The sequence below is a fragment of the Achromobacter sp. NCFB-sbj8-Ac1-l genome (assembly GCF_052695805.1).
Genome location: NZ_CP199812.1, coordinates 2,400,162 through 2,424,403 on the forward strand (window position 1 = coordinate 2,400,162; position 24,242 = coordinate 2,424,403).

The 24,242-nt window shown below is 68.0% G+C and carries 25 protein-coding genes and 1 tRNA gene; 13 read left to right on the forward strand and 13 right to left on the reverse strand.

From position 1 onward, the window contains the following. Positions 1-2: 2 nt before the first annotated feature. A complete protein-coding gene (locus ACUDP5_RS11060) occupies positions 3-452 on the reverse strand; it encodes a type III secretion system chaperone (protein ID WP_445658770.1) in 450 nt (149 codons plus the stop codon). Positions 453-551: 99 nt separating this feature from the next. Further along, positions 552-1,592, reverse strand: coding sequence for a LacI family DNA-binding transcriptional regulator (locus tag ACUDP5_RS11065; protein WP_445658771.1), 1,041 nt, complete (start codon positions 1,590-1,592; stop codon positions 552-554). A gap of 141 nt (positions 1,593-1,733) precedes the next feature. Here ACUDP5_RS11065 and ACUDP5_RS11070 point away from each other — a divergent pair, with 141 nt between their 5' ends. Together ACUDP5_RS11070 and ACUDP5_RS11075 are read left to right on the forward strand one after the other, a co-directional pair. After that, positions 1,734-3,074, forward strand: a complete 1,341-nt coding sequence (locus ACUDP5_RS11070) for an MFS transporter (RefSeq protein WP_445658772.1) — start codon at positions 1,734-1,736, stop codon at positions 3,072-3,074. Further along, entirely contained in the window at positions 3,071-4,471 is a 1,401-nt protein-coding gene (locus tag ACUDP5_RS11075) for an amidase (protein WP_445658773.1), read from the forward strand. Before ACUDP5_RS11070 ends, ACUDP5_RS11075 begins: the two co-directional genes overlap by 4 nt. A gap of 100 nt (positions 4,472-4,571) precedes the next feature. On the opposite strand, the gene ACUDP5_RS11080 is transcribed toward ACUDP5_RS11075, so the two are convergent. Beyond that, positions 4,572-5,954, reverse strand: coding sequence for a lysozyme inhibitor LprI family protein (locus ACUDP5_RS11080; RefSeq protein ID WP_445658774.1), 1,383 nt, complete (start codon positions 5,952-5,954; stop codon positions 4,572-4,574). 213 nt (positions 5,955-6,167) lie between these two features. Here ACUDP5_RS11080 and ACUDP5_RS11085 point away from each other — a divergent pair, with 213 nt between their 5' ends. Genes ACUDP5_RS11085 through ACUDP5_RS11095 form a run of 3 tightly spaced genes read left to right on the forward strand, consistent with a single transcriptional unit; the run spans position 6,168 to position 8,111 of the window. Then, positions 6,168-6,860, forward strand: a complete 693-nt coding sequence (locus tag ACUDP5_RS11085; RefSeq protein ID WP_445658775.1) for a MarC family NAAT transporter — start codon at positions 6,168-6,170, stop codon at positions 6,858-6,860. Further along, entirely contained in the window at positions 6,844-7,902 is a 1,059-nt protein-coding gene (locus ACUDP5_RS11090) for a lipoprotein N-acyltransferase Lnb domain-containing protein (RefSeq protein ID WP_445659152.1), read from the forward strand. The genes ACUDP5_RS11085 and ACUDP5_RS11090 overlap by 17 nt, the downstream gene beginning before the upstream one ends. After that, positions 7,899-8,111, forward strand: a complete 213-nt coding sequence (locus ACUDP5_RS11095) for a hypothetical protein (protein WP_263911895.1) — start codon at positions 7,899-7,901, stop codon at positions 8,109-8,111. The genes ACUDP5_RS11090 and ACUDP5_RS11095 overlap by 4 nt, the downstream gene beginning before the upstream one ends. Before the next feature lie 56 nt (positions 8,112-8,167). Here the strand turns inward: ACUDP5_RS11095 and ACUDP5_RS11100 are convergent, their stop codons facing one another. After that, positions 8,168-8,851 (reverse strand): YoaK family protein, encoded by a 684-nt coding sequence (locus ACUDP5_RS11100; RefSeq protein ID WP_263911896.1) that lies wholly within the window; start codon positions 8,849-8,851, stop codon positions 8,168-8,170. A gap of 275 nt (positions 8,852-9,126) precedes the next feature. Between ACUDP5_RS11100 and ACUDP5_RS11105 the strand changes: the two genes are divergently transcribed. Together ACUDP5_RS11105 and ACUDP5_RS11110 are read left to right on the forward strand one after the other, a co-directional pair. Next, positions 9,127-9,684, forward strand: a complete 558-nt coding sequence (locus tag ACUDP5_RS11105) for a histidine phosphatase family protein (RefSeq protein ID WP_445658776.1) — start codon at positions 9,127-9,129, stop codon at positions 9,682-9,684. A 161-nt stretch (positions 9,685-9,845) separates the two neighbouring features. Beyond that, a complete protein-coding gene (locus tag ACUDP5_RS11110; RefSeq protein WP_263911900.1) occupies positions 9,846-10,064 on the forward strand; it encodes a hypothetical protein in 219 nt (72 codons plus the stop codon). A 104-nt stretch (positions 10,065-10,168) separates the two neighbouring features. Here the strand turns inward: ACUDP5_RS11110 and ACUDP5_RS11115 are convergent. Both ACUDP5_RS11115 and xth read right to left on the reverse strand, forming a co-directional pair. Continuing rightward, a tRNA-Ala gene (locus ACUDP5_RS11115) sits at positions 10,169-10,244 on the reverse strand. Positions 10,245-10,315: 71 nt separating this feature from the next. Next, complete coding sequence (gene xth / locus ACUDP5_RS11120) at positions 10,316-11,098, reverse strand: exodeoxyribonuclease III (RefSeq protein WP_263911901.1); 783 nt, start codon at positions 11,096-11,098, stop codon at positions 10,316-10,318. 389 nt (positions 11,099-11,487) lie between these two features. Here xth and ACUDP5_RS11125 point away from each other — a divergent pair, with 389 nt between their 5' ends. After that, positions 11,488-11,619: a hypothetical protein gene (locus ACUDP5_RS11125; RefSeq protein WP_445658777.1), complete on the forward strand. Its 132-nt coding sequence runs from the start codon at positions 11,488-11,490 to the stop codon at positions 11,617-11,619. A 14-nt stretch (positions 11,620-11,633) separates the two neighbouring features. Here the strand turns inward: ACUDP5_RS11125 and ACUDP5_RS11130 are convergent, their stop codons facing one another. After that, entirely contained in the window at positions 11,634-12,410 is a 777-nt protein-coding gene (locus ACUDP5_RS11130) for a 3-oxoacyl-ACP reductase (RefSeq protein ID WP_445658778.1), read from the reverse strand. A gap of 101 nt (positions 12,411-12,511) precedes the next feature. Further along, complete coding sequence (locus ACUDP5_RS11135) at positions 12,512-13,315, reverse strand: FadR/GntR family transcriptional regulator (RefSeq protein WP_263911903.1); 804 nt, start codon at positions 13,313-13,315, stop codon at positions 12,512-12,514. A gap of 232 nt (positions 13,316-13,547) precedes the next feature. Here ACUDP5_RS11135 and ACUDP5_RS11140 point away from each other — a divergent pair, with 232 nt between their 5' ends. After that, positions 13,548-14,984, forward strand: a complete 1,437-nt coding sequence (locus ACUDP5_RS11140) for an aldehyde dehydrogenase family protein (protein ID WP_445659153.1) — start codon at positions 13,548-13,550, stop codon at positions 14,982-14,984. Between the two features lie 110 nt (positions 14,985-15,094). Then, the gene (locus ACUDP5_RS11145) at positions 15,095-15,799 is read left to right on the forward strand and encodes a riboflavin synthase subunit alpha (protein ID WP_263911904.1); all 705 of its coding nucleotides are present in this window, start codon (positions 15,095-15,097) and stop codon (positions 15,797-15,799) included. 72 nt (positions 15,800-15,871) lie between these two features. Here ACUDP5_RS11145 and ACUDP5_RS11150 read toward each other — a convergent pair whose 3' ends face one another. Further along, positions 15,872-17,365: a M81 family metallopeptidase gene (locus ACUDP5_RS11150; protein WP_263911905.1), complete on the reverse strand. Its 1,494-nt coding sequence runs from the start codon at positions 17,363-17,365 to the stop codon at positions 15,872-15,874. 18 nt (positions 17,366-17,383) lie between these two features. Next, complete coding sequence (locus ACUDP5_RS11155; protein WP_445658779.1) at positions 17,384-18,685, reverse strand: MFS transporter; 1,302 nt, start codon at positions 18,683-18,685, stop codon at positions 17,384-17,386. Positions 18,686-19,027: 342 nt separating this feature from the next. On the opposite strand from ACUDP5_RS11155, the gene ACUDP5_RS11160 reads away from it, so the two are divergent. Continuing rightward, positions 19,028-19,942, forward strand: a complete 915-nt coding sequence (locus tag ACUDP5_RS11160; RefSeq protein WP_445658780.1) for a LysR family transcriptional regulator — start codon at positions 19,028-19,030, stop codon at positions 19,940-19,942. Positions 19,943-19,996: 54 nt separating this feature from the next. Here the strand turns inward: ACUDP5_RS11160 and ACUDP5_RS11165 are convergent, their stop codons facing one another. Together ACUDP5_RS11165 and ACUDP5_RS11170 are read right to left on the reverse strand one after the other, a co-directional pair. Further along, positions 19,997-20,311, reverse strand: coding sequence for a hypothetical protein (locus ACUDP5_RS11165; RefSeq protein WP_263911909.1), 315 nt, complete (start codon positions 20,309-20,311; stop codon positions 19,997-19,999). Between the two features lie 85 nt (positions 20,312-20,396). After that, entirely contained in the window at positions 20,397-20,621 is a 225-nt protein-coding gene (locus tag ACUDP5_RS11170) for a hypothetical protein (protein WP_445658781.1), read from the reverse strand. On the opposite strand from ACUDP5_RS11170, the gene speG reads away from it, so the two are divergent. Beyond that, entirely contained in the window at positions 20,611-21,195 is a 585-nt protein-coding gene (gene speG / locus ACUDP5_RS11175; protein ID WP_175193867.1) for a spermidine N1-acetyltransferase, read from the forward strand. The genes ACUDP5_RS11170 and speG overlap by 11 nt on opposite strands. Positions 21,196-21,271: 76 nt before the next feature. On the opposite strand, the gene ACUDP5_RS11180 is transcribed toward speG, so the two are convergent. After that, positions 21,272-23,686: a heavy metal translocating P-type ATPase gene (locus ACUDP5_RS11180; protein WP_445658782.1), complete on the reverse strand. Its 2,415-nt coding sequence runs from the start codon at positions 23,684-23,686 to the stop codon at positions 21,272-21,274. Between the two features lie 97 nt (positions 23,687-23,783). On the opposite strand from ACUDP5_RS11180, the gene cadR reads away from it, so the two are divergent. Continuing rightward, entirely contained in the window at positions 23,784-24,218 is a 435-nt protein-coding gene (cadR, locus tag ACUDP5_RS11185) for a Cd(II)/Pb(II)-responsive transcriptional regulator (protein ID WP_263911912.1), read from the forward strand. Positions 24,219-24,242: the final 24 nt, after the last annotated feature.

The window sequence follows — 24,242 nt, forward strand, 5'->3', positions numbered from 1 at the left end:
CCTCAGGCTGGCATCCAGGCGCCGGGGGCAGGCGCGGCGCCGGCGGTATCGTCGGCCGGCGCCTGCAGCGACGCCTGCCAGCGCAGGGCGTTCTGGGCGAATGCCGCAATGCCGTCCGCCAGGTCCGGCACGGCGGGCTCGGCCAGCGGCCGGCGCGCGCTGAGGATGGCGGTGTCGCCCTGGCGGGTCAGTCCCAGCGTGTAGGGCGAGGCGCCCGCACCATTGGCTTGCAGCATGCGGACATGGACGGCGGCACGGTGCTCGGCGGGCACGTGGCCCAGCGGGGCGAAGATCAGCACGTCGCGGCCCTGCGGATCCACTGCCAGGTTCACCGCCAACCGGCCGTCGATGATCAGCGTGCAGGTGCCGTCCTGCCCCACGGGCAGGGATGGCTGGCCCAAGGCCTGGGCCAGTGCCGCCAGCAGTTCCTCGAAACGTACTTGGGGGTTCATGCGCCTCTCCTGGTGCGATGCGTCGGCCGCCACGGCCGGGATGCCAGGAAAGTGAGTAACGCCCCGTCGCGAATGGTTCCGTCAGCCGGGGCGGCAGCGTCAGCCCGGGATCGGTCGGTCGCTGCTGCCGCGCACCACCAGCGCCGGCGCCAGCCGCACGCTGTCCGGCTTGCCACCCGCGATCTTCTGCAACAGCAGTTCCAGGCCCAGCCGGCCCATCTGGTGCATGGGCGAATGGATGGTGGTCAGGCCGATGGGCAGGGCGCCCGCCAGCGGCGTGTCGTTGTAGCCCACGATGGCCACGTCGCGGCCGGCTTCCAGGCCCTGTTCGCGCGCCGCGCCCATCACGCCCACCGCCAGGAAGTCGTTGACCGCGAAGATGGCGGTCGGGCGGTCGGGGCCGGCCAATAGACGAGCGCCCACGTGGCGGCCCGCGTCGGTGTCGAACGGGCTTTCGATGCGCCAGTGGGCCGGCACGTCCACCCCTTGCCGGGCACAGGCCGCGAAAAAGCCCGCCGAGCGGTCGCGGCCGGTGCTGGCGAACGGCTCGCCCACCATCACCGCAATGCGCCGGTGGCCCATGGCCAGCAGGTGTTCGGCGGCCAGGCGTCCGCCTTCGAGGTCGTCGCAGGTGACGGCGCAATGGGCATCGGCATGGCGGCTGACCAGCACGAAGGGCACGTCCCGCTGGGCCAGTTCGGCCAGCAGGGGATTGGCGGCCGTGCCGTCGTGGCTGTGGGCGTCGCCCAGGATCAGGCCGTCCACGCGCCGCGCCAGCGCCATCTCGATCAGCTTGCGCTGCTTGTCCGGCACGTCCTGGGTGTTGGACACGAAGGTCAGGTAGCCGTGTTCGGCCGCGGCCTCGTCCACGCCTTCGTAGATGGTGGCCAGCACCATGTCCGACAGGCGGGGCACCAGCACGCCGATCGTGCGGCTGCGGCGCGTCTTCAGGCTGGCCGCGTGCGGGTTGGCTTGGTAGTGCAGTTCGGCGGCCAGCGTGCGGATGCGTTTGACGGTGTCGGGCGCGGCGGCGGCGCGTGCGTCGTCCTCGGAACCGTTGAGGACGCGGGACACGGTCGAAACGTTCAAACCGAGCTGCCGCGCCAGGCTTTGCAGCGTGACAGGGCGCGATTTATTCATGGGGCTGGAGGATACACGCTCGAATACCTCTGTTGGGCGTCCCAGGGCAACCTAGGGTTTACACGGTGTCGATTTTTGGATTCCTACCCCTTAGTATTCCGCAACCCAAACGTTTGGGTAAAACGACTGGATTGATTCGCAATGACACCTGACACCCAGAATTCCCGGTTCCGCTACCGGATCTTCACCATGGTCGTGCTGCTGGCACTGATCAACTACATCGACCGCGGCGCCATGTCCTATGCCGCTGCCCACATCACCGGCGAATACGGCCTGGACCGTGGCGACTGGGGCTCGGTGCTGGGCTACTTCGGCTACGGCTACATGGTCGGCGCGTTGTTCGGCGGCATGCTGGCCGACCACTTCGGCCCGCGCAAGGTCTGGATCGTGGCCGGCGTGACCTGGTCCATCTTCGAGATCGCCACCGCCTGGGCGGGCGACTTCGGCCTGGCCTTCCTGGGCGGCTCGGCGCTGGCCGGTTTTGCCACCATCCGCATCCTGTTCGGCGCGGCCGAAGGCCCGGCGTACTCCATCATCAACAAGACCATCGCCAACTGGGCCACCACCCGCGAACGCGGCTTCGTCGTCGGCTTCGGCCTGCTCAGCACGCCGCTGGGCGCCTTGCTGACCGCCCCGGTGGCCGTGGGCCTGCTCAGCCTGACCGGCAGCTGGCGCGCCATGTTCTACATCCTGGGCGCCGCCGGCCTGATCGTGCTGGTGTTCTTCATGCGCATCTTCACCGACCGCCCGGAGACCAACCCGCGCGTGTCCCCGGCGGAATTGCAGGAAATCCAGGCGTCCCGCGCCCAGGCCGCGGCCGGGCAGGACGAAGACGCCCCGGCGCTGCCGTGGTGGAGCTTCTTTCGCAGCAAGACCCTGGTGCTGAACACCCTGGGCTACTTCTCGTTCATGTACGTGAACTTCCTGCTGCTGACCTGGACGCCGAAGTACCTGCAGGACAACTTCGGCTACAGCCTGTCGTCGCTCTGGTACATGGGCATGATTCCCTGGACCGGCGCCTGCGTCACCGTGCTGCTGGGCGGCCGTATTTCCGACCTGCTGTTCAAGCGCACCGGCAGCCTGAAGATCGCCCGCAGCTGGTTCGCCGCCGGCTGCCTGCTGGCCACCACGCTGTGCTTCCTGCTCGTGTCGCAGGCGCAATCGGTGTTCGCCGTGATTGCCCTGATGACGCTGGCCAACGCCCTGAACGCCTTGCCCAACTCGGTCTACTGGGCTGTCGTCATCGACACTGCGCCCGCCAACCGCGTCGGCACTTTCAGCGGCCTGATGCACTTCTTTGCCAACATTGCGTCCATCCTGGCGCCCACGCTGACCGGCTACCTGGCCGCGCGTCACGGCTATTCGGTCATGTTCGTGGCCGCCTCGGTCGCCACCGCGGTCGGCATGTGTGCGATGCTGCAGGTTCGCCCCGGGGTCGGCCCGCGCCTGCCGTCCGCCCCGCGCCAAGGAGCCGTAAGATGAACCCGCAACACCCCCCACGCCCGACCCTGGCCGTCGAGCCCGGCTTCTTCGCCGGCCGCACGCTGGCCGACCTGCAGGACGCCCTGCGCCAGGGCGCGCTCAGCGCCGAAGCCCTGGTGCGCCATGCCGGCGCTGCGATCGACCGCCTGAACCCGCTGCTCAACGCCTTCGTGCACGTCGACATCGACGCCGCCCTGGCCACGGCGCGGGCTCTGGATGACGAACGTGCCCAGGGCCGCGTGCGCGGCCCGCTGCACGGCATTCCCGTCGCCATCAAAGACAACGTCGACACCGCCGACATGCCCACCACCATGGGCGCCGCGCATTTCCTGGGCCACCGGCCCGCGGCCGATGCCGACTGCGTGGCGCTGCTGCGCGCGGCCGGTGCCATCGTCGTCGGCAAGACGCTGACGCACGAATTCGCCTATGGCCCCACCGGCGACCGCAGCGTGCAGGGCGCCTCGCGCAACCCGTGGCGCACCACCCAGATCACGGGCGGCTCCAGTGCCGGCAGCGCCGCGGCGGTGGCGTCCGGCATGGTGCCGGTGGCGCTGGGCACCGATACCGGCGGTTCGGTGCGCGTGCCGTCCGCGCTGTGCGGCCTGGTGGGCTTCAAGCCTACGCATGGCCGCGTGTCGGCGCAAGGGCTGTTCCCGCTGTCGCCCAGCATCGAAGATGCCGGCGTGCTGGCCAACACGGTGCAGGATGCCCAGGCTTTCATGCAGGCCTTGTCCGGCGGCGCCATCGGCGCCTTTGCCGACGCCGCCGATCCGGGCCTGGCCGCGCCGCGCATGATGTGGGTGCCCAACGCGCCGTTCGCCATCGACGATGCGGCGGTCACCGCCTGCGTGCGGGCGGCGGCGCTGCGCTTTCTGGGGTCGCAGGACGACGCCGGCCTGCTGGACGGCGCCGAGGTCACGCGCCATGCCCGCGCGCTGCAAGGCGCGCTGGGCGCCATCCAGCGTTCGGAAGCCTACGCCGTGCATGCCGAACGGGTCGAGGACGAGCCCGAAAAGTTCGACCCCGAAGTCCTGGAACGCCTGCGGGCCTCGCGTCCGGTGCAAGGCTGGGAATACGTGCGCGCCATCAACACCCGGACCCGGCTGCGCGCCGTGTTCGCGGAACTCTTCGAGCGGGTCGATGTGCTGGCATTGCCGACGGTGGCGATCACCGCGCCCGCACTGCAGCAGCGCAGCGTGGCCGGCCCCGGCAGCGCGGGCGTGCGCGAAACCCTGCTGGGCCTGACCAATCCGTGGAACCTGCTGGGCTTGCCGGCCATCGCCTTGCCGGCGGGCTTTGTCGACGGCATGCCCGTGAGCCTGCAACTGGTGGCTGCCGAAGGGTCGGACGCGCGCCTGCTGGCCTTGGCGGCGCAGCGTTGGCAGCGGCCGGCCTGATCCGCCGGCGCCTGATCGTCGGTGCCATTCGGCAGCCGTGGGGCCGCCGATCCCTGCGGGACGTTCTGCCCCTTGGCTGGGCAGAACGCGCTGACCGACCTCAGCCGTTGTCGCCCTCAACCGGGCCGATCGATGTGTCGGTCTTGGTCACGTTGCGCTTGCCGACCAGATTGAACATCTCTTCCTTGCCGTCCGGCCCCGGATCGCGGATCCAGAGCTGGGCGGCCAGGCCGTCCTTGTTGTAGCTGCCGAACCAATCCACCACCCGACCGATGTAGCAGCGCGGGCCGACGTACACGGCCATGTCGCCCACGATTTCGTAGCTGTAGTGGCCGGCACCGAAACTGTAATAGCCTTCGCGCTCGTCCTGGGGCACGCCGTCCGGCATCGGGCACAGCGGTTCTTCGCCGCCGTAGGCCTCGCGCGCCTGGCTGGTGTCGATGCCCTTGAGCGCGCGGGTCAGCCCGGCGTGCAGCGTGTCGTCCAGCGTGCGGGTCGTGCCGCTTTCGTTCTTCTGTTGCTGGGGCACCGACATTCCGTAGCGGTAACGCACCGTCAGCGTCGGCACATCGCCGATGCGGTGCAGCGGCCGCATCAGGTACACGCGGTCCTGCCCGTAGGCGCCCACGCGGTAGGCCACGTAGACCCGGTCACGCAGACGGATCCAGCTTCCTTCCTGGTTGGCGCCGCGGCCATTGATCGTGTAGAGCGACGAGCCGGCGTCGCCATTGGCGTCACCGACGTCGGCGGGCACGAAGCGCGCCCCGTCGCGGCGCCAGGCGCTGACATCCGAAAACAGGCCGGTGCCGCCCACATAGGCATCGATCACCAGGTCGCGCCGGCCGTCGCCGTCCAGGTCCATCAAGGTGTAGCCGACGTTGCCGCCTTCGGCCTCGATGTCGAGGTTCGACGCCTGCAGGGCGCGCCATTCGTCTTCCGTCACGCCCTGCGGCCGCGCCGAAGGAAAGTGCGCGGCGTCGTCGCTGTCCTTGTCGCGCACGTTGGCAAACGCCGTCGTGCCGGCCCTGACCGTCAGGGCCTCCAGCGTCTTTTCCAGCGCGAATTCCGGGTCGTTGGCTCGGGCGGCCTCCACGGCCTGGCGCAGGTCGTCCAGCGCCAGCCGGTCCGTTTCGTCGGGCTGGTAACCCTGTGCCCGGCTCAGTTGTCCCTGCAGGTCGGCCACGCGGCTTTCATAGCGCGCCCGCAGGCAGGCGGCATCGGCGCGGCACAGATCGCGCTGCTTCAACCAACTGCGCTGCGCCTGCCGCAATGCGTCGGCCTGCTGCGGCTGGGCCTTGCGCAGCTTGCCATAGGCCGTGCCCAGCTCGGCATCCAGCGCATACAGGCCCGGATCGGCGCAAATGGCGATTTCGGCCGTCGTGCGGGCGCGGCCACAGTCCATGCCGGCCGCCACCGCGGGCGCGGCAAACGCGGCAAGCGCCAGGGGCAGGGCGGCGAACAGGCAATGCGAGAAACGGCGCATCAAAGGGCAAACTCCTGAAGGGCGAAAAGGGGGCGGCGGCCGCATCGATCAACCCGACGCCATCCGCACACGCAGGCGGCATCGTATCGGAACCGGGATCAGGGTAAATACTAGAACTTGCCTTTGCTTACATTACACTAGAGGGCCTGGTGCACATCGGTGCAGGCGGATCATTGCGCGCCTGCCCCGATCCGCCGCTCTTCCCCCGCCGCGATGATTGATGATCTGGTTCAACTGGGCAAGCTGGTCAGCCTGGGCCTGGCGCTGATGCTGCCGCTGGCCAACCCGCTGACGTCGATGACCCTGCTGCTGTCCCTGGGGCAGCACATTCCCTACAAAGAGCGCGAACGCCAGATCCGGCAGGCCGCCTGTTATGTGGTGGGCATCATGCTGGTGACCTACTACGCGGGCGCCTGGATCATGGCCACCTTCGGCATTTCCATTCCCGGCCTGCGCATCGCGGGCGGCCTGATCGTGGCCAGCATCGGCTTTTCCATGCTGTTCCCGTCCAGTACCGCCACCGACGAACGCGAGGCGGACGTCGCCGCCGACGTGGCGGTGCACCGCCAGGTGCCCAACATTGCCTTCGTGCCGCTGGCGATGCCGGGCACCGCAGGCCCGGGCACCATCGCCATGATCATCAGCGCTGCCTCGACCGTGGGCGGTGAAGCCGCCGGCCAGTACCCCGCCTGGACCATTGCCGCCACGCCCATCATCGTATTCGTGCTGCTGGGCCTGCTGTTCTGGATCTGCCTGCGCTCGGCCGGCCGCATCGTCGCCCTGATCGGCAACAGCGGCGTCGAAGCCATCTCGCGCATCATGGGCTTTTTGCTCGTGTGCATGGCGGTGCAGTTCGTCATCAACGGCGTGCTTGAAATCGTGGCCCAACATGCCGCCGGCGCCTGACGCTTCCAGCCTTGGCCGGCGCTGCCTGCGGGTGCTGGGGCTGGCCGCGCTGAGCCTCGTGATCCTGTTTTCCATGGGGTGGGCCTGCCTGGCCCTGTGGTACCAGGGGCCGTCCGCGGCCTGGGCCAAGGGGCTGCTGATGCTGGCCTGGACGGCGCTGGGCCTGTATGCGCTCTTGCGCCTGTGGCATGGCATCGGCCGGCTGCGGCGCCGGCCCGCGTTGTGGGCCTACGTCGTGGCGCTGGTCCTCCTGGCGCTGTGGTGGCAGGCCATTGCTCCGTCGAATGACCGCGTCTGGGCCGACGATGTCGCCAAGACGCTGCGCGGCACGGTTGCCGGCAATATCGTCACGCTGGACAACGTGCGCGACTTCAAGTGGCGTTCGGACACCGACTACACCCCGCGCTGGGAAACCCGCGTCTACGACCTGAACGACCTGCAATCGGTGGACATGGTGCTGTCGTACTGGGACGGTCCGGCCATCGCCCACACACTGGTGTCGTTCGGCTTTGCCGACGGCCGCCACCTGGTGTTCTCGGTCGAGATCCGCAAAGAGCGCGGCGAACAATTCTCGGAACTGGGCGGCTTTTTCAAGAAGTTCGAACTGAGCGTGGTGGCCGCCGACGAGCGCGACGTGCTCTACGTGCGCGCCGGGCCCCGGGCCGAGAACGTCTACATCTACCCCGTCAAGATGCCGGTCGCGGACATGCGCGAGCTGTTCCTGTCGTACCTGCGCACCGCCAACGACCTGGCCGACACCCCGCGCTTCTATCACACCGTCACCGCCAACTGCACCACGCTGGTCTACCGCATGGTGCGCGCCATCGTGCCGGGGCTGCCGCTGGACTATCGCATCCTGCTGTCGGGTTACCTGCCCGAATACCTGTACGACCAGGGCGGGCTGGACACCCGCCTGCCGCTGCAGACGCTGCGCGAACGCGGCTTCGTCGGCATCCCGCCGATCCTGGGCGAGGACTCGATCGGTTTTTCGAAGACCATCCGTCGCCACCTGCGCGCCGGCCAGGCCGAGGGGGCGCCGTGATACCGGGCCGCGCCGTGCTGCTGTCGCTGCTGCTGGGGCTGCTCGTGTTCCTGCTGATGCGTGCACCGGGCGTGCGGCTGTATGACTACATCGCCACGCGCCTGCGGGGCGGTCAAGCCGTCAAGCCCGTGGCCCAGGCGCAGACGGCCGAGACGCCCGCCGCGTCCGCCAGCCAGGCCCCTGGCGGCCAGGTGCGTCAGCCGGGGTAGGCTGTCGGCGCAGGGCTGGTCACGTGGGTCTTTCGCAAACTCAGCCCGGTGCCCCATCAGCCCGGATAGCGTCGCGCCAGGCCCTGGCCCAGCAGCGAAATCACCGGTGGCGCCACAAAGGCCCACAGGCCGATGCCGGCGTGCAGCAACGCCGCCGCGCCGCAGCCCACCGCAAATGCCAGCACCGCCCGGCTCATCCGCGCCATGCGGCGCTTGCCCGCCTCGTCGCATTCGCCGCGCGCGACGTCCGCCAGGTCCAGCATGATCTGCGTGGTGGTGCCCGTCATCAGCGTCGACGGCGGGGCCGCGCTCAAATGCACCCGATGCACCGCGTTCTGGATCGACATCGCCAGCACCATCGTCATGCCGGTGGCGAACAGCCCCCAGGTGTCGCCCACCGGAAACGGCCCCCAGGTCAGCGCTATCGCCGCCGCTACGCCCAACAGCAGCGTCTTCATCGACAGCAGCCACATGAACGCCGGCCGCCCGGCATCGCGCCGCGACTGGCCATACAGCCGCGCCAGGAACACCCCCAGGCAGAACACCGGCAACGCCGCCAGCTTGGTCCACGCGCCGGACGCGCCGTTGCCCAGCGCATAGCCGATCGTCACGAAGTTGCCCGTCACGTGCGCCGAGAACAGGCCGTGCAAGGCAATGAACCCCAGGGTATCGACATAGCCGCCGTTCAGGCTCAGCAGCAAGGGCAGGCGTTCATCGGTGGGGGCGGCGGGGGAGGGCATGGGTTGTTCCGATAGCGTGTCTACGGGCGGCGCGGACGACAGCATGCCGTCGTTCGCGAATAGGCGCGGTTTCAGCGGCTCGAATCGCTTCCGTTGTCGTGCCTATGACCCGGGTCTTTTTCACGGCGTGTTCCAATCGTTGCAGCGGTAAAGTGATTTGCCCTGTCGGGTGTCACGGTGAGGCTTGGCAGAGCATACCCGACGAGGCGCCTGCGCTAAGATGGCGGCCGCCGCAGCAGCCACCGGCAGATATCCAACGACTTGAAGGAAGCCGGTTGAAAATCGTTTTGATGAGGCATGGACAGCCCGATGTCGACAGGCGTGCCAGGCTCAATGCCGCGCAGTTCGGCGATTGGGTGAAGGCATACGATGTGGCGGGCATCGATACGGCGTCTCGGCCTTCGCAGGCTGCCATCGATCTAGCGGCCGAATGTGCCATCACCGTGTGCAGCAATCTCGCCCGCTCCCAGGAATCCGCCAGGCTGCTGGGCGCCAGGCGTATCGTCGCCGCGGACCGTCTGTTTCGCGAGATGGAGATGCCCCACGCCGCATGGCGTTTTCCCAGGACCGGGCTATCGCTGTGGCTGGTCTTTTTCAGGCTGGCCTGGCTGATGGGGTACGCGGGCGATATCGAATCTTTCAAAGCGGCCAGACGCAGGGCGCATACCTGCGCAGAGCGACTGGCAGCGATGGCGGCTTCGGAGGGCGGCGTGCTGTTTGTGGGGCATGGCTCGCTCAACTGGTTCATCGCCAGGCGCCTCAAGAAAATGGGCTGGCAGTCGTCGGATGCGTCCCCCAGACGGTATTGGGAATTCGCCGTCTTTCACCGCTGACGGGCAAGGCGCGCTGCTTCCCGATTGCTGTTTCGTCGTGTTTCCAAGCGCCACCAGGCGCTACCATGTTTGCGTAGCCGTTGGTAGACTGCGCAAACGGGTGTGGCGCCCGCTGCGGTGGCGCCCTCTGCGCCGCCACGCCCTTGCACGGAGAGCAAATCATGAGCACTTGGGAACTGGCCAGTACCGTCGCCGCCTTGGCCGCGGTCGCGGGCGGCGTGCTGATGCATTATCCCGGCGCGGTTCTGTACGACATGGTGGCCACGCGCCTGCGGCGCCAGCCGTCTGCCCGGCCTGGCGTGGCCCAACCCAAGCCGGCCCCTCGGGCGGGCAGGGCCCAGCCCGTGCCCGCGGCCAGGTTGCATAACCTGGCGCAATAATCCGCGGGCCGCGCATCGGCGGCCTCTGGATTGCGGCCTCTGGCATAAGATGCCACGAACAAAAAAGCCTTGGACGCGAGTCCAAGGCTTTTTTGTCTGGAATGTGGTGGAGCGGAGGAGGATCGAACTCCCGACCTTCGCATTGCGAACGCGACGCTCTCCCAGCTGAGCTACCGCCCCAATCAAGCAAGACCAAAACTATACAGGAATATTTACAGGCCGCGCAAGCAGGCGGCCTGCGAAATCTGCCTTCAATCAAACGCCAGTGTCGCCACCACCGGCGCGTGGTCCGACGGCTGCTCGTTGCGCCGCGGTTCCTTGTCGATCACGCAGGCGATGCAGCGCTTGACCAGCGGGGCCGACAGCAGGATGTGGTCGATGCGCAGGCCGGCATTGCGGCGAAAGGCGAACTGGCGGTAGTCCCACCAGGAAAACGATTTTTCGGGCTGGTCGAACAGGCGGAAGGAGTCGGCCAGGCCCAGGTCGATCAACTGGTTCAGCGCCTGGCGTTCTGGTTCGGACACCAGCACCTGGCCTTCCCACTTTTCGGGGTTGTGCACGTCTTCATCGGCTGGGGCGACGTTGTAGTCGCCCAGCACGGCCAGGCGCGGGTATTGCTTGATCTCGTCGGCCAGCCAGGCGCGCATGGCCTCGAACCATTCCAGCTTGTAGGCGTACTTGTCCGAGCCGACCGCCTGGCCGTTGGGGCAGTACGCGCAGACGACGCGCACGTCGCCCTCGGGGCTGGGGAAGGTCAGCGCCAGCACGCGCTGCTGCGGGTCTTCGTAGCCGGGGATATTGCGCACCATGGACGTGCCCGGCATGCGCGAGACGATGGCCACGCCGTTGTACGTCTTCTGGCCGGCCCAGACGGCGTGGTAGCCCGCCTCCTTGAAAGCGGCTTCGGGGAACTTGTCGTCGGTCAGCTTCAGTTCCTGGATGCACAGCACATCGACAGGGTTGGCGGCCAGCCAATCCTGGACTTGCGGCAGGCGCACGTTGAGGGAATTGACGTTCCAGGTGGCTAATTTCATGTTTCTTGTTGATCGCTTCGGTGTTGCGGGAGGGCGGGCTGCGGGGCCGCGCCAGGAAAATCTGGCCGCGTGCGCGCTGCGCGCCAGGCGATGCGCCGGGACAGGGCAGATGATACCGCGCGTGGGATTGTCTGCCGCCGCCATGGGCGCATGCCGAGACGGCCGTGGGCGAGCGGCCTGGGCGGGTACGGCGGGCGGCCATCGCACCTCGGTGCCGAGGCGACTGGATCGAAAAATGGAAAAGTGTGTTCGAATAAATGGAACTTTGTCAGAATATGGGTCCGGCCCCAATTTCTTCGTTGAAGCCCATGAGACGCTGTCGCTTTGACTTCCGAGGCGCTTGCCGCGCCGCTCGCACCCAATGGCGCCCCTTCGTGCTGGGGATCTTGATGGTATTTCTGGTCACGCTGACCGGGTATCTCTATCTGCACGGTTCCGAACGCGCCGAACGTGCCGCGCTGGCGATCGGCGGCACATTCATCGGTATGCTGTGCGTGGCGTGGTGGGTCTGCCGGCGCTGAACGGCCGCCCGAACCTATCCTTTCACCAAGCCCCCATCCACGATCAGGTTCTGTCCCGTCACCGCGCGCGACCACGGGCTGGCGAAGAACAGCACCGCGTCCGCGAACTGTTCTGGCGTGGTCACTTCACGCAGCGGCGTGCCTGCGGCGATCAGGTCGAACACGGCTTCGGGGGTGGCGGCCGATGCGTCGGTGGTGCGCAAGAGGCCGCCGGACACCATGTTGACGGTGATGCCGTCGGCGCCCAGTTCGTGCGACAGGGTGCGGGTAAAGGCCAGCAGCGCCGCCTTGGCGGCGGTGTAGTCGTGGTACGGCACCACCGGGTTCTGGACCAGGTTGGTGCCCACGTTGATGATCCTGCCGCCGCCGGCCGCGCGCATCAGCGGCAGCACGGCCTGGGTGGTGTTCAGGGCCGCGCGCACGCTGCCTTCAAGCTGCGCCTGCATCTGCGCCCAGTTCAGCGTGTCGGCATGCGGACGGGCGTCGCCGTTGAACTGGAAGGCGGGCAGGGCGTTGTTGATCACGGTGCCGATGGGGCGGCCGAAGTGCTGGCTGGCGCGGGCCACCATCGCGGCCACGGCCTCGGCGTCGCGCACGTCGGCCTGCACCGCCAGGGCGCGGTCGGGGGCGCTCGCGGCCAGTTCGCGCGCCTGGGCCTCGCTGTGCAGATAGTTGATGACTACCTGCGCACCCTCGCGCAGGAAGGCGCGGGCAATGGCCGCGCCCAGGCCGCGGCTGGCGCCGGTGACAAGGACGAGTTGCTGGTTCAGGTTCAAGACGGGACGTTGCATGGGGGATTCATGGCGCGGCAGGCGCCGCGCTTCGGATTCAGGAAAACGATCGCTGGCCGGCGGCGTGGCCGGGCAAGCGTCGAAGGCGCAGTGGCGCCGGTTCAGTGTTCCGAGCCGCTGTTGAGCATGCGGCTGCGGGCCTTTTCGATATGGGCCAGCATGATGTGGCGGGCGCCGTCGGCGTCCTGCTGCTGGATCAGGCGGTAGATCTGGCGGTGTTCGTCGATGGCGGCGCGGGTGCGCTTCCAGGGTTCGCTGTGCACCAGGTGGCGCATCATGTTGACGGCATGGCTGACGTCGTATTCCAGGGATTTGAGCACCTGCACGAAGCGCTGGTTGCCGGTGGCCGCGGCGATGGCCCGGTGAAAGCCATAGTCGTGGTGGTGGGCGATGGCGCCGGACGCGTCCGCGGCTTCATAGCCGGTCAGCATGCGGTCCATTTCGCGCAGGTCGTCGTCGGTGCGGCGCAGCGCGGCCAGGTAGGCGCATTCGGGTTCGATCACGCGGCGCAGTTCCAGCCCTTCCAGGATGTGGCCCACGCGGCGGGCGGGGTCCACGGCGGGCATGCCGCCCATCAGGTCGGGCTTGGCGCGCACGTAGCTGCCGGACCCGCGCACGGATTCCACCAACTGGTCTTCGCGCAGCCGGTCCAACGCCTGGCGCACCACGGGGCGCGACACTTCGAACAGGGCGGCCAGTTCCAGTTCGGTGGGCAGCTTGGCGCCCGGGCCGATCTTGCCGGTGGCGATGGCGTAGAACAGGCTTTCATAGACGCGCTCGGCAAAGCGTTCGGCCCGCACGTAGCCCAGGCCCGAGGCCACTTCGGCCAGCACATCCAGTTCAGGCCGCGGCCGGCTGGCCGCGATCAGCAGCTTGTCCAGCTGCGGGTCACGCACATTGCTCATCGCCTTCGCTCCACCGGCGGACCGGTCGGGTTTGTTATTCGTCATGACAAATCAGGGGGGCGGCAAGATAGTGGGCAATGCATTGCGATACCTAGGGATTTCCCGAAGGCGGCCCAAATTATCCTGAAGCTTGGGACGAAAGGTGTCAATTGAATTGACAAGTCAGGGAGGGCTCCCGTACCTTGGCTGGATACCGACACCCCGGCCATACGGCCCACACTTTACTCCGCACATCGTGACTCAGAAGAACTTTATCGCCAACCAATGGGTGGCTGCCGCCACCGGTGAAACCATTCCCGTCCTGAACCCGTCCGATGGCAAGCCGTTCGAGGCCATCGCGCGTTCGGGCGAGGCGGACGTGGACCGCGCCGTGACGGCCGCGCGCGAGGCCTTCGAAGGCGAGTGGGGCCAGATGGCGCCGGCCGCCCGCAGCCGCCTGCTGATGCGCATTGCCTTCGCGCTGCTGGACCGCCAGGAAGAACTGGCGCAGATCGAGTCGGCCGACACCGGCAAGCCGATCAAGCAGGCCCGCGCCGACGCGGCCGCCGTGGCGCGTTATTTCGAGTTCTATGCCGGTGCGGTCGACAAGCTGCACGGCGAAACCATTCCCTACACCCCCGGCTTCACCGTGCTGACCGTGCGCGAGGCGCATGGCGTCACCGGCCACATCGTGCCGTGGAACTATCCGCTGCAGATCTTCGGCCGCAGCGTCGGCGCCGCCCTGGCGGCGGGCAACGCCTGCGTCGTCAAGCCGGCCGAAGACGCCTGCCTGTCGCTGCTCAAGGTGGCCGAGATCGCCGCCGAAGCGGGCCTGCCGGCCGGCGCGCTGAACATCTGCACGGGCTACGGCCACGAAGCCGGCGCGGCGCTGTCGGCGCACCCGGGCATCGACCACATCTCGTTCACCGGTTCGCCGCAGACGGGCAAGATGGTGGCGCACGCCGCCGCCGACAACCACGTGCCGGTCACGCTGGAACTGGGTGGCAAGTCGCCGCAGATCGTGTTCGACGATGCCGACCTGGATGCCGCCATGCCGGTGCTGCTGGCCGCCATCATCCAGAACGCCGGCCAGACCTGCTCGGCCGGCAGCCGCGTGCTGATCCAGCGCGGCGTGTACGAAAAGGTGCTGACCCGCCTGGGCGAGGCCTTCTCGGCCACCGTCACCGGCCCGGCCGCGCAGGACCTGGACGTGGGCCCGCTGATCAGCGCCCGCCAGCACGACCGCGTGCGCGGCTTCCTGGCCGAGGCCGAAGCCGAAGGCCTGAAGGTCGCCGCGCGCGGCAAGCTCAAGGACGGCACGCCGGATTCCGGCTTCTACCAGCCGCCCGTGCTGTTCCGCGACGTGCCGCCCAAGAGCCGCCTGGCGCAGGAAGAAGTGTTCGGCCCGGTGCTGGCGGCCATGGTGTTCGACACCGAGGAAGAGGCGCTGGAAATCGCCAACGGCACGCTGTACGGCCTGGTGGCCGGCGTATGGACGCGCGACGGCGCCCGCCAGCTGCGCCTGGCGCGCAAGCTGCGCGCGGGGCAGGTGTTCGTCAACAACTACGGCGCCGGCGGCGGCGTGGAGCTGCCCTTCGGCGGGTCGCGCCAATCGGGCTACGGCCGCGAAAAGGGCTTCGAGGCGCTGTACGGCTTCACCACCCTGAAGACCATCGCCATTCGCCACTGATCCGGCGGCAACCGGGCGCCGCGCCCCGCCCGGGGCGGGCGTCCGGTGGCAAAATATCGGTTAACTTTGATGTTTTGCCAGGGGCGCCACGCCCCGTATCCAGGATCAGCATGTTCACCGGTATTGTCCAAGGCACCGCGAAGATCGCGAACATCGCGGACCGCGAAGGCCTGCGCACGTTTACGCTGCAATTTCCCGAAGGCTTCTGCCAGGACCTGGCCATCGGCGCCAGCGTCTCGACCGACGGCGTCTGCCTGACCGTCACCGACATCCTCGACGCCAACCAGGCCACCTTCGATGTCATGCTGCAAAGCCTGGCCATCACCACCCTGGGCAGCTACCGGGAAGGCGATCGCGCCAACGTCGAGCGCGCCGCCAAGGATGGCGCCGAGATCGGCGGCCACCCGCTGTCCGGCCACGTCGATTTCACCTCGGAAGTCGTGATGGTGAAGTCGTCGGACACCAACCGGCTGATGCGTTTTTCCATCCCCGAGGCATTCCGCAAGTACGTCTTTGCCAAGGGCTACATCGCCATCAACGGCGCCAGCCTGACGGTATCGGAAGTGAACCGCGCCGAAGGCTGGTTCGAAGTCTGGCTGATCCCCGAAACCCGCCGCATGACGGTGTTCGAAGACAAGCAGGTGGGCGACTCGGTCAATATCGAAATCGAACGCAGCACCCAGGTGGTGGTGGACACCGTGCGCGAAACGGTCCAGGAAAGCCTGGGCCGCCTGCAGCCGCTGCTGGAAGCCATCCTGAAAGAAAAAGGGCTGACGCTCGAAGATTTCGTCAGCCCCCAGGGCAAGCTCAAGTAACGCTGGCCATGCGCGGGGCGGCGGCCGTCGTGCCGCTTGCCGCGTCATTCGCGCCTATTCGCGCCCATTCGTTCACTCGGTAAACGCGCGCCCCAGCGGCTTGACGCGGATGCCCGGCTGCAGCCGGGTCCAGGGCAGGTCGGCAGGGTCGGCCTGCATCGGGCCGGGGGCCTTGGCCACCAGCACCTCGTGCGCGATCGGCTGGAAGTCGGCGCGAAAGTGCACCGAACTCTTCACCACCAGGATGGCCATTTCCTCGGGCTGCACGCCGCCCACGCGGAACAGGTTGCGGTCCAGCATCTGGGTCTTGGTGGCGCTGACCACCACGCGCACGCCGCCCAGCCGCAGGCCGGCCACGGCTTCCAGGTCCACGTCCATGCCATGCATCATCGGGCCGTCATAGCGCAGCTTGCCGGGTGACAGCGTTTCCACCACGAAGTCGCCCTCGAAGGGCGCATCGCCGGCCACGCCGGACTGGCCGCCCAGCCGCAGCCGCACCGTGTTGCCCACGCCCGCGGCGGTGGCCTGGCGCACGGCCTCGGGGTCGCAGATCAGCCCCAGCGCCGCGTTCTGTGCATCGGCCTCGACCAGCGCGCGCAGCATGCCGGTGGTGTTGGCGTCGCCGCCCGCACCGGGGTTGTCCTGCGTGTCGGCGATGACCACGGGCCGCGATGCGCCCGCCGCCAGGGCCTGCGCGCGCTTGACGGCGTCGGCTGGCGCCAGGAAGTCGGGCGACCACTGCGGCTCCAGTGCCAGCACGCGCTGGTACAGCGCTTCGGTCACGCGTTCGACCGCGGCGGCGTCGGTGCCATAGGCCCAGACCACCGGCCCGCATTCGGGAAAGTCCGCCGCTGGAAAGCCCGGCGCGAACGAGATGGACGCGACGCCCGGCGTCTGTTCCAGGCGTTCCAGTTCTTCGTACACGCCCTGCGAGGGCTGCAGCAGCGTGCACATGCCATTGATGGGAATCAGGAAGGGCAGGCGCCGCTCGGCCCGCACCCAGCGGTCGCCCGCCTGGAGGCGCGCGGCCAGCAGGCGCGCGGTGTGCTCGCCGGTATCGGCCATGTCCACGTGCGGGTAGGTGCGAAACGCCGCCAGGCCATCGGCCTCTTGCAGCATCTGGGCCGTGACGTTGGCGTGCAGGTCCAGGCTGGCCACCACCGGCAGATCGGGGCCGGCCACGGCGCGCACGCGCGCCAGCAGTTCGCCTTCGCCGTCGTCCAGGTGCTCGGCCACCATGGCGCCGTGCAGGTCCAGGTAGATGGCGTCGTAGCCGCCGGCGCGCGCGGCCTCGACGATCTCGCCGGCGATGCGCTCATAGGCGTCGCGGGTGACGTGGGCCGACGGGCTGGCGCCCGCCCAGATCACCGTGCTGACGGTATGGCCGTCGGCCAGCACGGCGTTGATGAAGCCGCCCGCGGGGATGTTGACCTCGCGCAGCGCCAGCATGTCTTGCCCGCGCACCATGGCGGGAAAGCCCTCGCCGCGCACGAAGTTCTCGTAGGCGGCCTTGGACGGCGCGAAGGTATTGGTTTCGTGCTGGAAGCCAGCCACCAGGATATGCATGATCGATTCCTTGGTTCGTCAGGCGCGCGCGGGCGCGGATTGCGGAGGACGGTTCACGAGCAGCAGCAGGGCCCCGGCCACCAGCAACGCGGAGATCACGTACAGGCCGCCGGCCAGGCTGCCGGTGGCCTGTTTGGACCAGCCGATGATGGATGGGCTGAGAAAGCCGCCCAGCAGGCCGATGCTGTTGATCAACGCGATGCCGCCGGCCGCGGCCTCGCCTTGCAGGTACTGCGACGGGATGGCCCAGAATACCGTGTATGCCGCCCACATGAACCCCGTGGCCAGCGTGATGGCCGTCAGGGATAGCGCGAATTGCGTCGGCGCGGCGGTGGCCACGCACAGGGCGATGCCGGCCAGCAGGGCGGGCGCCAGCGTGTGCCAGCGGCGCTCGCGGCGGCGGTCCGAACTGCGCGCGAACGCCAGCATGAAGATGGCCGCGGCGATGTACGGAATCGCCGAATACAGGCCGATCTCCATGGTGTCCTGCACGCCCGCCAGCTTGAGCAGGGTGGGCAGCCAGAAGCTCACGGCGTAGATGCCGCAGATCAGGCAGAAGTAGGTCAGCGCCATGCCGTAGATGGCCGGGTCGCGCAGCACCTGGGCAAAGGCGTGCTTCTTGTGCGCGCCGCGGCTTTCCAGGTCGGCGGCCAAGAGGGCCTTTTCGTCGGCGCTGAGCCAGCGGGCGTCGGCCGGCTTGTCGTCCAGGAAGCGAAAGGCGATGACGCCCAGCAGCACGCAAGGCAGGCCTTCGAGCAGGAACATCCATTGCCAGCCGTCCAGCCCGTGCGCGCCGGAAAACGCCGTCATGATCCAGGCCGATACCGGGCCGCCGACGATGCCGCCAATGGGCCCGGCCAGCATCACCACGGCCATCACGCCGGCCATGCGCGACTGCGAATACCAGTAGGTCAGGTAGAAGATCATGCCGGGCGCGAAGCCGGCTTCGAACACGCCCAGCATGAAGCGCAGGACGTAGAAGCTCCATTCGCCCTGCACGAACAGCATCGAGGCCGACGTCAGGCCCCACAGCACCATGATGCGGCTGATGGTGCGGCGCGCGCCGATGCGCGTCAGCAGCAGGTTGCTGGGCACCTCGAACATGACGTAGCCCAGGAAGAAGATGCCGGCGCCCAGGCCGTAGACGGCATCCGAAATGCCGATGTCCTGCTGCATCTGCAACTTGGCAAAGCCGATGTTGATGCGGTCCAGGTAGGCGAACACATAACAGAGCAGCAGGAACGGCAGCAGGCGCCAGGTGATCTTGCGGTAGAGGGGTGCCAGGCGCGGATCGGCGCCTGGCGTGGCCTGATGGGGCATTGTCGAGTCTCCTCGCGCGGGTCTGCGCCCGCGGCGGCTGAAATGGGGGGCCGGTCCCGGGGCGGGTCCGCGCGGCGTCCATACTGCGAGAGCCGGGTGTTCGAAACAATGACCAGGGTGATAAATTATCGTTGCCTTGAAGGCAACACAGCAGGCAACACAGCAGGCAACACAGCAGGCAACACAGCAGCCGGCGCGCCAGGCCAGGCCGTGGGCAACACGACGGGCGGCTCGACACACAACCAGGAAAACCAGACGCAGCGCAGGACGGTTGCGCGGCAGGGACGGCATGCGCGCTGTTGCGGGCCGCGCCGGTCGCGACGCGTCGGACGGGGAAGCACCATGCAGGAAATCAGCCAGACGCGACTGAAATACTTCAACGAGGTCGTCGCCTGCGGTTCGATCCGCGGGGCGGCGGACAAGCTGGGCACCGCGCCGTCGGTCATCAGCCGCCAGATCCAGCTGCTGGAAAAAGAGCTGGGCGTGGCGCTGTTCGAGCGGCGATCGCGCGGGCTCACGCCTACCGAGGCCGCCGACATGCTGCTGGAATACCACCGCGGCTGCCGCGCACAGCAGGAGCACCTGAATACGCGGCTGCAGGAATTGCGCGGCATGCGGCGCGGCAATGTGCACCTGATGATCAGCGAAGGCTTCATCGACAGCCTGATGGAACACGTGGTGGGGCCGTTCTGCATCGAGCACCCGCAGATCAACATCAGCGTCAACGTGGGGTCGGTGAACGAGGTGGTCGAGGCGGTGGCCACCGATGCCGCGCATATCGGCCTGGCCTACAACCCGCCGGTGGACCCGCGGCTGCGCTGCCGCGTCAGCCGCAAGCATCCCGTGTGCCTGCTGGCGGCGCGCGGCCATGCCCTGGCGCGGCACCGCGCGCCGCTGACCATCGCGGACATCCTGCCGTATCCGTTCGCGCTGATGTCGGCGCCCTATGGCCTGCGCCAGGCGGTGGACCTGCTGGAATTCACCGAGCGCATTCACCTGACGCCCAGCCTGACCACCAATTCGCTGCGTGTGCTCAAGCAATACGCCATCAGTGGCGCGGGCGTGACGCTGATGCCCAACCTGGGCGTGCACCACGAACTGGCCAGCGGCCAACTGGTGGCGTTGCCGATTGCGCATCCGATCCTGAGCGCACCCGAATGCCAGGCACTGCTGCGGCTGGGGCGCCCGTTGTCGTCGGCGGCGCTGGATGTGATGCGGCGCATCGAGCAGCGCCTGCCTGCTTTTGCGGCGCCGTAGCACGACATGCCGTACTACGGCCATGGGAGCGGCCGGGCAGGAAGCCGGGCGGCGTCAGTCTTGCTGGCGCGGCCGGACCTGCCGCCAGATGTCCGCCGGCATCAGGTTGGCCAGCCATTGCTGGCGCTGGCGCAGGATGTCGTCGGCGTAGGTGGACCCGAGCACCTGGCAGAAATCGCTTTCGATGGCACCGGTGAGCGCCGAGGTGATGCGGGCACACCAGGCGGGATCGTCGTACAGCGCGGTGTGCACACCGATGACGACGGTGCGCAGGGCCTCGAGCTGGGCCTGGCTTTGCAGCAGCGCGATGTGCATTTTCTGGACGGTTTCGGCCAGCGTCAGCAGCAGGTCGTGTTCTATTTTTTTCAAGCGGTGTCTCCCCTTGCACCCCCAGGGGCAGGAGCGCCGCGGGCGGGTACTGGAGATCATGGGCCGGCGCACCGGGGGCCAGGAATCAGAACTTTCTGAAAAGTGTCCGCTCGTCCGAGGGGGCGTGGATGCGGTTGCCGTCGGTCAGGTGGAAAATAATGTATATCCAGCATTCATGCGCTTTTTGGGGCATTTTTTTGCTGTAGGTCAATGAATACGCCACTTTCATTCCGAGAAAACCGTGTGACGGGCATTTCAGGGCAGTGTCAGCTACAATGAAGGCACTTTCGGAGGTTTCTATGTCGGTCATATCCGATATCAAAATACGCCCCCTGGAGCGCGGCGACCTGCACTTCGTGCACAAGATCAACAACAACGACGTCATCATGCGTTATTGGTTCGAAGAGCCCTACGAGGCCTACGACGAACTGGTCGCCCTCTATGACCGCCACTTGCACGACCAGAACGAGCGGCGCTTCATCATCGAGCACGACACCGGCCAGCCCGCGGGCCTGGTCGAACTGGTGGAAATCGATTACATCCACCGCCGCGCCGAATTCCAGATCATCATCGCGCCCAGCTACCAGGGCCGGGGCTACGCCAAGGCCGCGACCCGCATCGCGGTGGGCTATGCGTTCCGCGTGCTGAACCTGCACAAGGTCTACCTGGTCGTCGACAAGGACAACACCGCCGCCGTACACGTTTACGAGCGCTGCGGCTTCCAGATCGAAGGGCTGCTCAAGGAAGAGTTCTTTTCCAACGGCATGTACCGCGATGCCTACCGCATGGCGCTGCTGCAGCACGACCACTTGCGCGACGTGGGGCCGGGCGCACCCGATGCGCCGGTGCTGCGCGACTGGCCGCAGGAAGAGCAGACGGGCTGACGGCCGGCCCCAACGCAAACGCCCTGGAGGTCTCCCTCCAGGGCGTTTTGCATGGCGACGGCCGTGGCGCGCGGGATCAGGCCGCCTGCGGCGCGGCGCGCAGCAGGCGCAGGCCGTTGGCCACCACCAGCAGGCTGGCGCCCACGTCGGCGAACACCGCCATCCACAGGGTCGCGTTGCCGGTCATCGCCAGCGCCAGGAACACCACCTTGATGCCCAGCGCCAACACGATGTTCTGGATCAGCACGCGGTGGGTGGCACGCGACAGCCGCAGGAAGGTGCCGATCTTGCGCAGGTCGTCGTCCATCAGGGCCACGTCGGCCGTTTCGATGGCGGTGCCGGTGCCGGCCGCGCCCATGGCGAAGCCGATGTCGGCGCGGGCCAGCGCGGGGGCGTCGTTGATGCCGTCGCCCACCATGCCGACCTTGCCCGCAGGCGCCAGCTTGCTTTCGATGGCGGCCAGCTTGTCTTCGGGCAATTGGTCGCCGCGGGCTTCGTCGATGCCTACCTGGCGGGCAATCGCCTGGGCGGTGGGCGTGTTGTCGCCCGTCAGCATCAGCGTGCGCACGCCCAGTGCGTGCAGGTCGGCAATGGCGGCGGCGCTGGTGGGCTTGACCGTGTCGGCCACGGCCGCCACCGCCAGCACGCGGCTGCCGTCGGTCAGGGCGATGGCGCTCTTGCCCTGGCGTTCCAGCTCGTCCACACGGGCTTCCAGCTTGGGGCTGGACACGCCCAGCTCGCGCATCAGGCGGCGGTTGCCCAGCTGGAATTGCACGCCGTCCACGCGGCCGCTGACGCCGCGGCCGGGCAGGGCGCTGAAGTCGTCGACTTCCAGCAGGGGCTTGCCGGCTTCGCGCGCCGCGTTGGCCACGGCCAGCGACACCGGGTGGTCCGAACGCGCAGCCAGACTGGCGGCAATCAGCGCAGCGGGCTGGCGCGTCTGGTCGGACACGTCCCAATCCAGCAGGTCCGTCTGCACGGGCTTGCCGTGGGTCAGCGTGCCGGTCTTGTCCAACGCCAGCCATTTCAGGTTGCGGCCTTCTTCGAGGTAGACGCCGCCCTTGACCAGGATGCCGCGGCGCGACGCCGCGGTCAGGCCGCTGACGATGCTGACCGGTGTGGAAATCACCAGGGCGCAGGGGCAGGCGATGATCAGCAGCGCCAGCGCGCGGTAGATCGCGTCGAACCAGGGCTGGCCCCAGAACAGCGGCGGCAGCACCGCCACCAGCAGCGCCACGCCGACCACGGCCGGCGTGTAGATGCGCGAGAAGCGGTCGATGAAGCGCTGGGTCGGGGCGCGCGCCCCCTGGGCCTGTTCGACGGCGTGGATGATGCGCGCCAGCGTGGTGTTGCCCGCCGCGGCGGTGACACGGTAGTCGAACGAACCGGCGGCGTTGACGGTGGCAGCGTAGACGGGGTCGTTCTCGGCCTTTTCCACCGGCAGGCTTTCGCCGGTGATGGGCGATTGGTCGACCGCCGATCGGCCGCTGACGATGATGCCGTCGGCGGCGATGCGTTCGCCGGGGCGCACCCGCACCACGTCGTCCACCTGCAGTTGCGCGGCCGGCACCTCGCGCCAGCTGCCGTCGGCCTGGCGTACGGTGGCGGTTTCAGGCGCCAGGTCCAGCAAACCGCGGATGGCGTTGCGGGCGCGGTCCAGCGAGCGCGCTTCGATCAGTTCGGCGACGTTGAACAGGAACATCACCATGGCGGCTTCGGGCCATTGGCCGATCAGCACGGCGCCGGTGACGGCGATGCTCATCAGGGCGTTGATGTTCAGGTTGCCGTTGCGCACGGCGATCCAGCCCTTGCGGTAGGTGCTGATGCCGCAGGCCAGGATGGCGGCCAGGGCCAGCGCGGCGGTGGCACCCCAATGCATGCCGGCAAAGTGCGAGGCCTCGGACAAGGCGGCCAGCACGCCGGCGCCGCCGATGGCCCACCAGTTCACGGGGGCGGCGGCGGGGGCCGGCGCGCGCGGGGCATCGTCGGCGAGCGGTTCGGGCGTCATGCCCAGCGAGTGGATGGCGGCGATGACGCGGTCCAGCGCGCCTTCGGCGTGCACCACGGTCAGGATGCGCTGCATCAGGTTGAAGTCCAGGGCGTGGACTTCATTCATGCCGTCCAGCTTCTTGCGGATCAGCGTTTCCTCGGTCGGGCAGTCCATCTGGCCGATGCGCAGGCGCGCCAGCACCTGGCCCGGGCCGGCTTGCAGCACGGCCGCGCCGCCCGCGGACAGGCGCACATCGGCCGCGCCATGGTCGTGGCCGCAGCAGGCGGCGGCGGGGGCGTGATCGTGGGCGTGGCCGTCAGTGTGGTCGTGCTTGTGGCCGTGGTCATGGTCGTGCCCATGGTCATGGCCGTGATCGTGCCCGTGGTCATGCTTGGGGTCATGATCCTGCGCCCAGGCCTGGGCATCGCCGTGGCCGCCACAGCAGGCGTCCGGCTGCGCAGGAGGGGTGCCGCGAGAGATTTTGATGGGTGCCAGGGACATGCGCGTTGCCTTTTCGTAAGCGATTGGGCGCATTTCACACCTTGGAGTTACTATAGGGTCAACCCCCAAATCCATCGGATGCGTTCCGGGAGGCGTCATGCGTATCGGCGAATTGGCCACGGCGGCCGGCACCACGGTCGAAACCGTCAGGTATTACGAGAAGGAAGGGCTGCTGCCCGCCCCGGATCGGGGCCTGAACAACTACCGCAGCTACGGCCAGGCCCATCTCGAGCGGCTGCGGCTGATCCGCAACTGCCGCGCGCTGGACATGACGCAGGACGAAATCCGCGCCATCCTGTCGCTGGCCGATAACCATCAGTCGGGGTGCGGCCCCATTAACGAGCTGTTCGACGAGCACATCTCGCACGTGGACGAGCGCATCGCCGAACTGACCCAGCTGAAGTCCCAGTTGACCGAGCTGCGCCAGCGCTGCCTGTCGGCGCGGCCGGACACGGACGACTGCGGCATCCTGCATGGCCTGTCGGAAATGCAGGTCGAAGAACGCCAGGAACGCCATACCCACCTGGGATGATGCGCCGGGCGTGTGCCGCGCCCG